The organism is Spirosoma humi (assembly GCF_054776575.1).
On record NZ_BAAHBR010000017.1, the window covers coordinates 69,613 to 83,431 of the forward strand.

The 13,819-nt window shown below is 52.0% G+C and carries 10 protein-coding genes; 5 read left to right on the forward strand and 5 right to left on the reverse strand.

Annotated elements, in window-relative coordinates:
• Positions 1-79: 79 nt before the first annotated feature.
• From ACYU8Y_RS22530 to ACYU8Y_RS22540, 3 genes are all read right to left on the reverse strand, one after another.
• The gene (locus tag ACYU8Y_RS22530; RefSeq protein ID WP_460940388.1) at positions 80-1,870 is read right to left on the reverse strand and encodes an L-lactate permease; all 1,791 of its coding nucleotides are present in this window, start codon (positions 1,868-1,870) and stop codon (positions 80-82) included.
• 127 nt (positions 1,871-1,997) lie between these two features.
• Positions 1,998-3,707 carry a GMC oxidoreductase gene (locus tag ACYU8Y_RS22535; protein ID WP_460940389.1) on the reverse strand — a complete coding sequence of 570 codons (1,710 nt, stop codon included), beginning with the start codon at positions 3,705-3,707 and terminating at the stop codon, positions 1,998-2,000.
• Between the two features lie 168 nt (positions 3,708-3,875).
• The gene (locus ACYU8Y_RS22540) at positions 3,876-4,433 is read right to left on the reverse strand and encodes a gluconate 2-dehydrogenase subunit 3 family protein (RefSeq protein ID WP_460940390.1); all 558 of its coding nucleotides are present in this window, start codon (positions 4,431-4,433) and stop codon (positions 3,876-3,878) included.
• 194 nt (positions 4,434-4,627) lie between these two features.
• Here ACYU8Y_RS22540 and ACYU8Y_RS22545 point away from each other — a divergent pair, with 194 nt between their 5' ends.
• The 3 genes from ACYU8Y_RS22545 to ACYU8Y_RS22555 all read left to right on the forward strand — a co-directional run bounded on the left by ACYU8Y_RS22545 (position 4,628) and on the right by ACYU8Y_RS22555 (position 7,699).
• The gene (locus tag ACYU8Y_RS22545; protein WP_460940391.1) at positions 4,628-5,587 is read left to right on the forward strand and encodes an HNH endonuclease; all 960 of its coding nucleotides are present in this window, start codon (positions 4,628-4,630) and stop codon (positions 5,585-5,587) included.
• Between the two features lie 179 nt (positions 5,588-5,766).
• Positions 5,767-6,705, forward strand: a complete 939-nt coding sequence (locus tag ACYU8Y_RS22550; protein WP_460940392.1) for a polysaccharide deacetylase family protein — start codon at positions 5,767-5,769, stop codon at positions 6,703-6,705.
• A 130-nt stretch (positions 6,706-6,835) separates the two neighbouring features.
• A complete protein-coding gene (locus ACYU8Y_RS22555) occupies positions 6,836-7,699 on the forward strand; it encodes a polysaccharide deacetylase family protein (RefSeq protein ID WP_460940393.1) in 864 nt (287 codons plus the stop codon).
• A gap of 127 nt (positions 7,700-7,826) precedes the next feature.
• Here the strand turns inward: ACYU8Y_RS22555 and ACYU8Y_RS22560 are convergent, their stop codons facing one another.
• Positions 7,827-8,852: a sugar phosphate isomerase/epimerase family protein gene (locus ACYU8Y_RS22560; RefSeq protein ID WP_460940394.1), complete on the reverse strand. Its 1,026-nt coding sequence runs from the start codon at positions 8,850-8,852 to the stop codon at positions 7,827-7,829.
• A gap of 51 nt (positions 8,853-8,903) precedes the next feature.
• Complete coding sequence (locus ACYU8Y_RS22565; RefSeq protein ID WP_460940395.1) at positions 8,904-11,702, reverse strand: PQQ-dependent sugar dehydrogenase; 2,799 nt, start codon at positions 11,700-11,702, stop codon at positions 8,904-8,906.
• Between the two features lie 85 nt (positions 11,703-11,787).
• On the opposite strand from ACYU8Y_RS22565, the gene ACYU8Y_RS22570 reads away from it, so the two are divergent.
• Both ACYU8Y_RS22570 and ACYU8Y_RS22575 read left to right on the forward strand, forming a co-directional pair.
• The gene (locus ACYU8Y_RS22570; RefSeq protein ID WP_460940396.1) at positions 11,788-12,558 is read left to right on the forward strand and encodes an NUDIX hydrolase; all 771 of its coding nucleotides are present in this window, start codon (positions 11,788-11,790) and stop codon (positions 12,556-12,558) included.
• A gap of 276 nt (positions 12,559-12,834) precedes the next feature.
• Positions 12,835-13,791, forward strand: coding sequence for an ABC transporter substrate-binding protein (locus ACYU8Y_RS22575; RefSeq protein WP_460940397.1), 957 nt, complete (start codon positions 12,835-12,837; stop codon positions 13,789-13,791).
• Positions 13,792-13,819 lie beyond the last annotated feature (28 nt).

Below are 13,819 nucleotides of genomic sequence, written 5' to 3' on the forward strand. Positions count from 1 at the left end.
CTGTTTTACCGCCCCCAACCCCCTCCTAAAACAGGAAGGGCTAAGATAAGGATACCCCGTCATAAAGCCCCCTCCTGTTTTAGGAGGGGGTTGGGGGTGGTGAAAGAGGTGACGGTGGTAAAACAGCTGACTTCCCAACCATCGTCCTGATTGTAACTCCGATTCCCACCAAAACCACCGCCAATATACCCAGATAGAGATACCCTCGCGACAGATCCGGTAAAACGGGGGCTCTCTTCGCGTCGATCATCTCGTAGACCGGAATGAGCCATTTCAGGACGTAAGACTGGGCGAGGGTCAGAAAGCAAATAAAGACCAGCATAATGAAGCTGTGTTTCACCGTAAACCGGAACAGTTGGGATTCTTTGCCGACCAGGTCACCGGCAGCCGCGGCCACCGCGATGGATTGGGGCGAAATCATTTTACCCACGACACCACCCGATACGTTGGCCGCCACCGTTACAACTGGATCAACGCCAATTGACTGAGCCGTGGCATACTGGAGTTTACTGAACAAGGCATTGGCCGACGTATCGGAGCCGGTAATAAATACCCCCAGCCAGCCCAGTATGGGAGCGAAAAATGGAAACAGAAAGCCGGTATGAGCCAGGACATCGGCCAGCGTGAGCGTGATGCCGGAGTCATTGACAATGTAAGCAAACGCCAGCACGGCGGCTACGGTCAGAATGGGGAATTTTAACTGGTTCAGGGTAGCCACAAACACACTGGCTCCCTGCCGGTAGGTTAAGCCAACCAGCGGAATGGCTACCAGGGCAGCGACCCATATGGCTGTTCCGGCAGCGGATAAATAATTGACTTTGACTAGTTTCGGGATGGGGTTGCCGTCACGCCCAAGTATCGCGTTGTGCAAACCCGGAAACTCGAACTGGAGCATCCCTGTCGCGTTGAGTACGTCCTTTATGGGCTGGATACCCCAGGCAATGATCAGAATCGTCAGGACAATAAACGGCGACCCGGCACGGATCGTTTGGCTGGCGGTGTAGCTGACAGGGTCGTTGCTGGTTACCGCCGGTTCATTGGCGAAACGCCAGATGGTTTTAGGCTTCCAGAAACGCAGGAAGGTCATCAAACAAATAATTGACCCGAGACCAGCAATGACATCGGGCAGGGCAGGCCCTAAAAAATTGGACGAGATGTATTGGAGAAGGGCAAACGAAATGCCGGAGACCACTACGGCGGGCCAGATTTCCCGGGCTTTGGTAACCCCAGCAATGATACTCACCAGGTAAAAAGGCAACAGGACCGACAGAACAGGCAACGTGCGGCCCACCATCTGCGAAATGGGTAGTTCGGGAATACCCGATACCTGCGAGGCCACCGTAATGGGAATACCGATAGAGCCGAAGGCAACCGGTGCCGTATTGGCAATCAGGCAGATGCCGGACGCGTAGAGGGGGTTGAACCCCAGACCAACCAGCATGGCGGCCGTGATGGCTACCGGTGCCCCGAAACCAGCCGTACCCTCCAGAAACGAGCCAAAAGAAAACGCAATCAACAGCGCCTGCAACCGGCGGTCGGTCGTGATCGACCCCATGACATGTTTAATGATCTCGAATTGGCCACTTTTGACGGTGAGGTTGAACAGAAACACAGCCATAAGCACGAGCCAGCAAATGGGAAACAGCCCATACAGCGCCCCATGCGCTGCCGACAAAAGAGCGAGTTTGACCGGCATCCCATACACCAGCGTCGCAATGAGCATGGCAATTCCCGTTGCAATCAAACTCGCCTGATAGCCTTTCATTTTTCGGATAATCAGTGCCCAGAAGATAAACAGAACGGGTAGTGCCGCTACCAGTACCGAGAGCGTGAGATTTCCGAACGGATCAATAACTTGTTTCCAGGTCATGGAGTGATAAAGTTGATGACTGAAACGCTCCCCGACGTTTCCCTTCCCGAATCCATCCCCAACACTAACGAGGGTGGGTGACGTTGCTTTGGTACCAGGAAAACCAGTCTAGTCGCTTAAGGCCCCCTCAAAGATTCCTCGCTTTCAGTTGCGCTACAGCATAGCTGGCGGCCCGTGCGGTGAGGGCCATGTATGTCAGCGACGGATTTACGTTCGAGGCCGACGCCATCGCCGAGCCATCCGTAACGAATACGTTTTTACAGGTGTGTACCTGGTTGTATTTGTTGAGCACCGATGTTTTTGGGTCTTTGCCCATGCGGGCGGTTCCCATCTCGTGGATACCCAATCCCATATGGGCCGCCGGGTTATCGTAGGGAACAACATTCTTGAAACCGGCGGCTTCCAGCATTTCGGCTCCGTCGTTCATAATGTCTTTCCGCATGGCGCGGTCGTTGGCACTGAAATCGGCGTCGAACACAACCTGCGGCAATCCCCATTTGTCGGTTTTGTCGGGGCTGAGGTAGAACCGGTTATTCGGGTCGGGCAGCACTTCGCCAAAGCCGGTCAGGCTCATTCTCCAGGGGCCGGGCTGCGTCATCTTCTGCTTAAAATCAGCTCCGAACCCCGGCTCCGTACCACCTCTCGACCAGTCGGCGCGGGAGGCTCCCCCCTGATACCCGAACCCGCGCAGGTAGTCTCGTTTGTCGTTGCCCCAGTTCCGAAAGCGCGGGATGTACAGACTGCCCGGACGCGCTCCGAAATAGTGGTCGGCCTCAAACCCGTCAATATCGGCTCTGGCCCCAACCGCCAGGTGGTGGTCCATCAGATTGCGGCCCAACTGATCGCTGTCGTTGCCGAGCCCCGTCGGAAAACGGGCTGATTTTGAGTTCATCAGGATCGACGTAGAACCAATTGTGCCCGCATTCAGGAAAAGCACTTTCGCGTAGAACTCCCGCACTTCCATCGTATTCTGGTCAATGACCCGCACGCCCTTGGCTTTCTGGGCGTGATCATCCAGAATAATTTCTTTCACGATGGCGTTGTGAATAATCGTCAGCCGGTTGGTGCTTCGGGCGGCTGGCAGGGTGGCCGCCAGCGAGCTGAAATAAGCCCCGAACGGACAACCCCGCGTACAGCGGTTTCGGAACTGACAGCTGGCCCGGCCCACTGCCGAATGCCAGGGCTGTGGTTTGGTGAGGTGCGCCACCCGGCCTATGGTCATCGGGCGATTTAGTTTCTGGGCGACGGATTTTTTGAAATGCACTTCCGGAGCGGTCATCGCCATAGGGGGCAGAAAGGTGCTGTCCGGCAAAACGGACAATCCCTCCGCCTGCCCGCTGATGCCCACGAATTTTTCGATGTAAGTGTACCAGGGCACCAAATCTTCGTAACGAACAGGCCAGTCGATTCCAAGGCCCTCTTTGGCATTCGCCATGAAATCTTCCCGATTCCAGCGGTAGGTATGCTTGCCCCAGATCAGCGATTTGCCGCCGGTATGGTATCCTCGAATCCAGTTGAATGGCCGCTTCTGAATGTACGGATGCTCTTTGTCGTTGGTGAAGTTAAACTGGCTGCCCTCCTTGGCTGAGAAGAACATGCTGGCATAGTGCTCTTCGGCGGCTACGGTCGTAATCTTGCCCCGATGCTCGAACTCCCAGGGGTCCTGCATGGCTGTTTTATAATCCTCAACGTGCTTAATCTCGTAGCCGCGTTCCAGCACGAGTACGTTCAATCCTTTTTCGGTTAGTTCTTTGGCGGCCCAGCCCCCTGTCATACCCGAACCCACCACGATGGCGTCGAAGGTTTGGGCTTTTTGTGCGTTTATATTCAGGTTCATACAATGAAAGATCGACGTAGTGAAGGGGTTAAATACATTGTGTATTATGTTTTTTCGGCGTTTTGCCCCAACCCCCTAAAGGGGGCTATAGCTTGACTATTCTCAACCTAAGCCCTTTAGGGGGTTGGGGACGATGGCAAGTAATACGGGGATATTTTAGGTTGAGGATTAAACCTGGTTGCCGTACATGAAGTCTTTCTGACCCGGCTTGATCTTGATGGCTTCGAATTTTCCCGGAATCGGCTGATAGTCCAGTGATGACTTGATGCCCGCTTCCGAAGTAAAATATCCCCAGACCGTCAGCTCTTTGATCAGTTGCCAGAACGACACCGAACCGGTTTTGGCGTTGGCCAGCGCAGCCGTTTCGATTTGTTTCAGGATCGTTGTTTGCTGGTCGGACGAAGCGGTCAGAAACCCTTTGCCCGCCAGATCGCCGAGACCCGCCAGAAACACATCCTGCACGGGTTTGGTATAGCCATCGCGTAGCATTACCTCAATGAAAGCCGGAACTCCCGCATCGATGGCCCCCGGCGTATCTGTCTTCGGAATAATCAGGTCGGCCACTCGCGCCATGATCTCCCGCTGCTCTTCATTCAGTACAGACCCGCTGTTTATCCGATTTCCCGGACTTGTCTGGTTCCAGCGATCGAAGGCCCGTAGTGTCGGGGCCGAAAGGGTGCCGCCCAGCATCAGACCGACCCTCGATAATGCTTCCCGTCTGTTCATTCGTTGTGTTTAGTTAAGTACGTTCAGTAAAGACAATTACGGCTAATTAATACCCCGTTCGGGAAGTGGTTTTTACTGTAACGTTGGGTGGTGAATGAAGGTGACGAGTGTGTACGGCTAAAAATAGCGAATAGGCGGGACCGAAAGTTTGTTGGGCACTACGCTATCTTTAGCTGTTCAATTTGCCTTGACTTATGCCTTTTTCAGACCAGACTCACTTAGCCATTTACAGCCGGAAATTTACAAAGCTCAAGCAGGGGGGTACCAAATACGGGAAAGCTCCACATAAACCCGTTTTTCTAATCACCTTGCTCGAACTTCTGGAGAAGCAGCTCATTACCGAAAACCGGGTGACGATTACGCCCGAACTGGTAGCGACTTTCAAAGAGAATTTTTCCTTGCTGGTTCAAACGGCCCACAAGGACGATTTTACACAGCCGTTTTTCTACCTTCAAAATGAAGGATTCTGGTTTCTGAAAACCAAAAGCGGGGGTAAACTGGATGTCTACATCCGAAGTGTTCAAACTCTCAGCGACCGGCTTGATTATGGCTATTTCGCCGAGGATTTGTTTCTCTTACTGACGAATGAATATGCTCGCTTACAGTTAAAAACCGTCCTGCTCGACTACTACTTCAGTGCAACCAAAGCTGAATTCCTTCGTATTAAAAACGCCGGACGCAGCTATCTGCATGATTTGGAAACGTATCTTCTTAATGAGCGGGAAGCGCTGTATGTGCCTCTACAGCCAATAGATGATGAAGAAACTCGTTTCGTACGCGGTGGATTGTTCAAGAGATTAGTGCCTAAGGTATACGACTTTACCTGTGCCATTTCGGGTATGAAAGTCATCAGTATGGATGGCTTGTCGCTGGTCGAAGCCTGTCATATCGTTCCGATCAGTATTTCCGGTGACGACAAAGTGACCAATGGCATTGCCCTTTGCCCGAACCTGCATACCGCCTTCGACAAGGGAATGATTGCTGTGGATGAACAACTGCGTGTCGTTGTCTCTCCCACCTTAGCTGACAACGTATCGAGTCCCTATAATCTCAAGCAGTTTCATGGTCAACCGCTACGGTTGCCGTTCGGCGACATACATAACCCGAAAATGGAAAGCTTTCGATGGCATATGCAGGAGCGGTTCTTGAAATGACTCCGTAGAGATGCAAACTCTTGTATCTCATTCTCACCAATAGTAGACATTTTGGTCTATAAGACAGCTGAACTTTAACCTACTCAGCCACGATAAACAGAAATAAAGTTTGCTCTATTTTTGGTGTTTCTGTTGGTGACAATGTAGTTTTCATTATGTTTGGTGCATATTCTTGTCTTATGTTCAGTCGTCAGTTTCTACCGCTTGCCCTGGCCGTTGGCCTCTCTGTTTTATTCACCAATGGATTGTCAAGTTGCCAGTCCAAAGGATCTACTGCCACCGAAAACGCGGCTGATTCGGCAGCTGGTCCAGCCAGCAACCTCACCGTCGCCGAAAAATCGACCGATAAACCCGGCGAGAAAAGCCCGGCCGAAACGCCAGCCAGTATTCCCGCCAGTAAAATAGCTGATGCCGCTACGATTCTGGCGCGTCCGCAGGTTCCCATTTTGTGTTATCACCAGATCCGAGACTGGCGTCCGAGCGATTCCAAATCGGCGAAAGATTATATCATTCCCGTGGCGGCTTTCCGCGAACAGATGAAGATGCTAGCCGACAGCGGTTACCATACGGTACTGCCCGATCAACTCTACGCCTACCTGGCTACCGGGGCTCCGCTGCCGTCGAAGCCCGTTATGCTTACTTTCGACGATGGCGACCTTGACCAGTATACTGTGGCGGCTCCCGAACTCGAAAAGCATGGGTTCAAAGGAGCGTTCTTCATCATGACCGTGGCCATAGGCCGTCATGGCAAACAGCCGTATATGGACAAAGCGCAGATCAAAGATTTGTCGGATCGGGGACATACCATTGGCGCGCATACCTGGGATCACCACAACGTGAAAAAATACCAGGGCGAAGACTGGAAAATCCAGATCGAGGAGCCTAAAGCAAAGCTGGAAGCTATCATCGGGAAACCCGTCAACTACTTTGCCTATCCATTTGGCCTTTGGAACAAGCAGGCTTTACCCGAACTGAAACAGCGGGGCTATGCAGCCGCGTTTACGCTGGCCGACAAACGCGATGATAGTATGCCGCTCTACACAGTTCGGCGGATCATTGCCGGTGGACAGTGGAAAGCAACCACCATGTACCGGAACATGATTCAGAGTTTCGATTAACGTTCTGGAAATCGACTTACCTGACAAAAAGCGGCTTCGGCCGCTTTTGTCGTTTAGGGCGGCAGGAGATTTGATTGGGAACTGCCTTTACACCAACAGGTTAACCTGCCTGAACTTATTTATAGATCTGATGACTGGTAAAAATTTTCTTACGGTAGCGTTTCTTCTCGTCGGACTAGGTTCTGTTCGGGCGCAATCGACTCCACCCCGTCTCATCGTTCGGGGAGACGATATGGGTTACTCGCACGCGGGTAACGAAGCCATTCTGAAATGTTATAAAGACGGTATCGAGAAGTCGATCGAAGTGCTGGTGCCTTCGCCCTGGTTTCCCGAAGCGGTTACCATGCTGGAGCAAATCCCGACGGCCGACATAGGTATTCATTTAACCCTCACCAGCGAGTGGGATAATGTTAAATGGCGGCCATTGTCCGATTGCCCCAGTCTGCGTGATGCCGACGGCTACTTTTATCCGATGCTGCGCCCGAACAAAAACTACCCCAAACGTTCGGTGGTGGAAAATGACTGGAAACTGGCCGATATCGAAAAGGAGTTCCGCGCGCAAATTGAACTGGCCATGCGGAAGATACCCCGGATAAGCCACCTGTCGGGGCATATGGGCTGTACCAGTCTGAACGATGAGGTAAATGCGTTGGTCAAAAAATTAGCGCAGGAGTACCGCATTCCTCAGTACGATGTGAAGCTTGGCGAGGCTGGCGTCATCTACGCGGGCTACGTTGGCGCGCACACGACATCGGACGAAAAACTACAAAGCTTTATGACTATGCTCGAAAGCCTTGACGCCGGGAAAACCTATATTTTTGTCGATCATCCCGGCCTGAATACGCCCGAGGTACAGGCGATTCACCACATTGGCTATGAGAACGTTGCGGCTGATCGTCAGGGCGTAACGGATACCTGGACGAACCCGCGCGTTAAAGAACTGATCAGGAAAAAAGGGATTCAGTTGATTGGGTATAACGACTTGGGGAAGTAGGGGCGTGTGATGTCAGTTTCTAAAAACTGACAAATAAGGTTTCTCAAAACCGCGAAAATAAATCAGCCGCACGAGGTTTTGAGAAACCTTGCTTGTCGGGTTCTCAAACCCGACATCACCGCGTTAACTAGGCCAATTCGGTACGTACGCGTTCGAGCAGGGTTTTGGTTGCCCGAATGCCTTCTGTAGTTGGCAAATAGCCACCATCTGGTTTGTACATGCTCATAATACCTCCCTCGTATTCAATGCCGACGTACCCTTTGAAACCCGCGTCTTTGATGATCTTAAACATCTTCCGGAAATCCGTTTCCGTCTCGTTGCCGCTGGCGTCGAACTTATGGGTTTTGGCACTGATACCTTTGGCATAAGGCATCATCTTTTTGACGCCCTCGTATCGGTCGTATTCCTTGATGCACTTGGTGCCCATGATGCCCTTGATGTCGTTGGTTTCGGGGGTACTGCGCTGCCGACAGAAATTGCCGAAATCGGGCAGCAAGCCCGCGTTTGGCATGTTGACCTGTTTGAGCACACCAACCAGCCAGTCGATATCGGTCGAGTTGCCGAAGTGGTTTTCCACAATAACGTTCATGTTCGATTTGGCCGCATATTCGAGCAATTTATGGTAGCCATCCGCAGCCGATTTTGCGGCTTCATCAGCCGGGTCATCCGCTACGCCCGTCAGCGCTTTGGACGTATCGCCCAGGTTGACCCGAACGGAAGAGCAACCTAAAAATTTGGCGGCATCGACCCAGGCATGATGGGCTTCCACCGCCTGCTTCCGTTTCGTCGCATCCAGATCGGCAATGTTGGCGCCATCTACCATGATCATGTTGTTTTTCATGCCGAGGTCATCGCAGCGCTGTTTAAGCTCTTTCAGGTAGGTCTGGTCGGTGTGTTTATTGTTGAAAAACATAGAAACGTATTCCAGCACGTTGATCCCGAAGTCGTTTTTGGCTCTGGCCGGGAATTCCATGTTGGTCATCTTCCCCGACATTAGCTCACCAGCGAAGGAGAACTCAGCCAGCGAAATATCGAAGGTAAACTTAGTGGGAGCCATTTTGGCAAATAGGTCAGGTGAAAGGGTGGAGGCAAGCCCCAGTCCAGCGGCTGTCAGGCCAAGTTGATTCAGGAAAGCGCGACGGGATTGTGTCATGGTTCAAAAGGAAAGCCCTTCGCTCCGGAAAGAGAAGGGCGGTGGATGAGTTTAGTTAGAAAACTGGACAGTGGCGGGCACGAACAACGGTGATTTACCCGCTTTCTCGTTTTTAAAGACGAAGTACAAATTATGCTGGCCTGTAGTCGGCGTAATGGTGACCTTAGCCATACTGGGCTTAAACATGTCGGCCGGGTCGTTGCTTGTGTTGGGTAAAAGCTCCTCGGTCTGGCCCAGCAGTTGGCCTTTGGGCGAGTCGATGCGTATTTCGATGCGGCCGCCCACCGCAATGAGCTGCGCTTTGGGAACCGCTACCGCAAACTCCATTGTCTTGATGCCCGTCAGGTCAAGCTGGTCAAACTGCACGTAGGTGTCCGACGCCATCACGACAACCAACGGATAGGGCTGCGTGCCCATTTTGAAGAGCGTGATGCCTTTCGACTGGCTGTTGCTTGCGCCCATCGCTACCAGTGGGTTGCGCAGCGTCAGTACCTGTTCGGCTGTTTGTGGCGGTAACCCGTTGGCGCCTTTGTCGGTGTACGATGCCTGAAAAACCAGACTTCCTTTCTCGTCTGCTTTGGGTATGTAGGTGCCCTGCGTTGCCAGCGACGGACTGGCCACTTTTTTATCCGCTAGCGTCAGAATGTACTTGACAATTTCGTTGGCGTCGGGCATCGCCAGCTGCGGGTGCGCCGTCATGATGGCATCGCCCCAGGAACCGCCCCCTCCTTTGATAATTTTATTGGATAGACTGGCGACGGCGTTGGCATCACTTTTATACCGTTTTGCGACATCCATGAACGAAGGCCCCACCGACTTTTTGTCCGTAAAATGACAGGCTTTACAGTCACTTTTCTCCATCAACGCCTGGCCCGTCGATAAATACGTCGCTTCGGAGAATTTATGGCCTGCCGGATTGCGTTCGGCTTCGCTCTTTGCATTGGCTTCGTCCTGATAAGTAGCCTGTACCATCACTTGCCGGGGTTGAATGCGACCATTGGCGAGGCTGCCATCTTCTTTATCCGTCACATTGACCTGATAGGCAATGGCCTGATCGGGGAAATAAAAGCTCTTGTTGCCTTTGGCGACGTCCAGCGTTACCTGGGGCGGCTGGTTGCCCGCCATGATATCGATCTCGCGGGAATCTTTCAGACCTTTTGCATCGGTCACAGTCAGGATGGCTTTGTACTGCCCCGGTTTCTGGAACGTAAAGGTCGGGTTCGGTTCGTTCAGAATAATTGGCTGGCTGCCCGCTTTTGACCCGCCCGCCCGACTGACGATTTTCCACTGATAGGTTAGGGCGTCGCCGTCGAAATCCTTCGTGCCCTCGGATGACAGGTTTACTTTTAGTGGAACAGCCCCTGCTTTCTGACTGGCAGCAAGTTGCAGGTTAGGTTTGCGATTACCGGCGTTGAATTCGATGCGTACCAGGCGGGAATCATCATTTTTCAGGAACCAGCCCGTACCGTATTCGAGTACGTACAGATCACCATTCGGGCCGAACGCCATGTCGATCGGGTGGCTGAAGGGCATATTTGGTAGGAAGCGTTCCATTTTGGTCATGTCGCCTTTACCATCGAAGCTGACGGCCAGAATCATGTCGCGCATCCACTCGTACATAAATACTTTACCGTTGTAATAATCCGGAAAGAGACGTTTTGCGTTTTTGAAGTCGTCTTTATAATACGTTGGTCCAGCCATCGCGCTGCGGCCCCCGCTGCCCATGAGTGGAAATTTCTTGGTTTCGGCTGCCGTATACGAAATCAGCGCCGGTTGAGCAGGGGGGAGGTCACGAAGACCGGTGTTGTTGGGCGAGTCGTTGACCGGGTGAGCCGGGTCAAATTTTGCCCCCGATTTGTTCGATACAAAGTCCAGATCGTTGTACGCTTTGTTATCGCCCACAAAATAGGGCCATCCGAAATTCCCCGGCTTCCTGGCCTGATTGTATTCATCCTCCGCCGTTGGGCCAACGCCGGCCGAATCTACCCCTGCATCGGGCCCCACATCGCCCCAGTACACGTAACCCGTCCGCTTATCGACCGAAATTCGGTAGGGATTTCGGTGCCCCATCGTATAAATTTCCGGGCGGGTATTCGGGGTTCCTTTGGGAAACAAGTTGCCGTCGGGGATGGTGTATGTACCGTCGGCTTCGGGGTGGATACGCAGAATTTTTCCCCGCAGGTCATTGGTGTTGCCCGACGACTTCTGGGCATCCCAGGGACCACGGCCAGGTCGCTCGTCGATGGGGGCGTAGAGCGTCGCGCGGGGGCTGGTATTGTCGCCGGTAGAAAGATAGAGATTACCGTCGCGGTCCCAGTCGATTGACCCACCGGTATGACAGCATTGCTCGCGCTGGGTGGCTACGTCCAGCAAAACTTTTTTCGACGAGAGCACCAGTTCGTCACCGCGCAGTTCGTACCGGGCTAAACTATTTTTCGACTCAGCCCCAGCAGGCGAGTAGTAGAGGTAAATCCAGTGGTTTTTCTCAAAATTGGGGTCGATATTGACGCCAAGCAGCCCGTCTTCTGCTTCGGTTTCGTTCCCTTCTTTATCTTTATATTTTGTGCTGACCGGAATTGTTGCAATTGTTTTAAGCTGTTTGGTCACCGGCGAATACAAGCGAACATCGCCGTGACGTTCCACGAGTAGCACGCGCTCATCGGGGAGAATGGCCATTTCGAGCGGCTCGTTTAGCTTTTCGGCGAGTACTACCTTTGTGAAGCGGTTCGCATCGGGCAAGTCGCCCGGATCGACTAAGGGTTTGGCTGAGTAAGCCCACAGGCCGATTGCCCCCAGGCACAGGGCTGTTAGTGTGCGGTAGGCCCTCGGTGTATAGGAGCTAGATGTCATAATTGATGTGTAAAATCAACACAATAATAGTATAATTTTCTATTGTGTTGATTTTACACACTATAAATAATTTTAAATTTCCTGTATGGAGTACCAAAATGAAGTGCTGCGGTTTATTGACGAATTGAAGGATTATTTGCCGCATGTGTCCCTGGACTGCACCATATTCGGGTTTCACGATGGGCAACTAAAGGTGCTGTTGTTACGCTGGAAAGGGACCAATGATTGGTGCTTACCGGGTGGGCGGGTGCTTCACGGAGAGAACCTGGATGATGCTGCCCATCGCAGCTTACAGAAGCGGACGGGATTGAGCGAAATCTTTCTGCAACAGTTTCACACCTTCGGCGATGTGGAGCGGTACAAAAATTTCACGTTGCAGGAAACACTGATAAAGCTGGGGCTACCCATCGAAATGGGAAAAGAAATCATTACGCGTGACGTATCGGTAGGGTACTACGCCCTGGTTGAGTTTGCCGAAGTAACGCCCTCGCCTGATTTTTTTACGGAAGAATGCCGCTGGTGGGATATTGATCAACTTCCGCCCCTGCTTTTCGATCATAACGACATGGTTACGCTGGCGTTGAAAACCCTGCGCCGTCAACTCAGTTATCAGCCCATTGGCTACAATCTGTTGCCGGATAAGTTTACCATGCCTGATTTGCAGCAGCTTTACGAAACCATTCTGGGTCAGTTACTCGACCGGCGGAATTTTCAGAAACGCATGCTTGGGTACGACATTCTGGAACGGCTGGAAGAACGCAAAACCGGCGGTGCTCACAAAGCCCCGTATTTATACCGGTTCGATAAGGTGAAATATGAAAAAGCGTTAAAGGACGAAATTCTGTTTGTAGGCTAGGTAGATAGTGTAACTGACTCATTAGTAGTTGCATGAGCATACTCGGAATTTTGCAGATCAGGAAAGGATACGTGCCTGGTGCCCTTTTCTTGCCGACGGCATCTATTTAAAAAACCTTACTTCGGTTGTATAGTTAATTAATGGCATCGGGTATGTGGGTCGGTGTCGTCTTAAGTAACATGTTCGTTGTCAATAAATTAACATTTTTTCAGTGGTTTGGAGCGTGTCATTAACTTTTTATCTGGCACGTAAAAAAAGCCGTAGCATTACCGTAGTATGAATACTCGCATCCGTATAGCTCTTGATAGAACACCTAATACGAACCATACTGGATTCTATGTGGCCCTGGCCAAAGGGCTTTACCGTCAGGTTGGCCTCGATGTAGAACTGATATCGCCTGATCAGGATGACTACCGGACAATGCCTTCCCGTCGGGTAGCGAACGGGGAGGCCGAACTGGCCATTACGCCCTCTGAGAGCGTTGTTAGTTACCAGACAAACGGTGTTCCCCTGGTTGCCGTGGCGGCCGTTCTGGCGCGGGATATTAGTGCTATTGTCACCCTCAAGGAAAGTGGCATCAGCCGTCCCCGGGAGCTGGATGGGAAGGTATATGGTTCGTATGGGGCTCGGTATGAGGATGATATGATTCGGCAGCTTATTCAGAATGACGATGGTCGCGGGCAGTTCATATCCCATAAACTAGGCTGGGACGGTATCTGGCGGGCCTTACTGACCCGCGAAGTCGATGCGGCCTGGTGCTGGCTGACCTGGGAGGGCGTACAGGCTGATATACAGGGCGTTGACCTGAACCAGTTTTTGTTTGATGAATACGAAATTCCGTACGGCTACAACCCTGTGCTGACCGCTCATAGCCAGTGGACAGAACAAAACAGTGATGCATTACGCCGATTTCTGGAGGAGACAGCGGCTGGCTATCGCTTTGCCATAAAGAATCCGGATGAATCCGTTCGGCTGTTGATGAAAACGGCGAATCACCCAACACTCACCAAACGTAATTTTCTGGAACAAAGCCAGCAACTGGTCTCCGGCTATTACCTGGATGGCGAAGGACACTGGGGGTTTATGCACCGCAATGTCTGGGTGTCTTTCGTGAATTGGATGATTCGAAACCACCTGCTGAGTGATCGGGACGGAGAATTGATTCAGCGCATGGACGTCGATACGTTATTTACCAATAAATTTCTGGATGGGGTTCCGGCGATGATGCGTTGATGCGGATACCTAACAGGCGTCGGCTTCT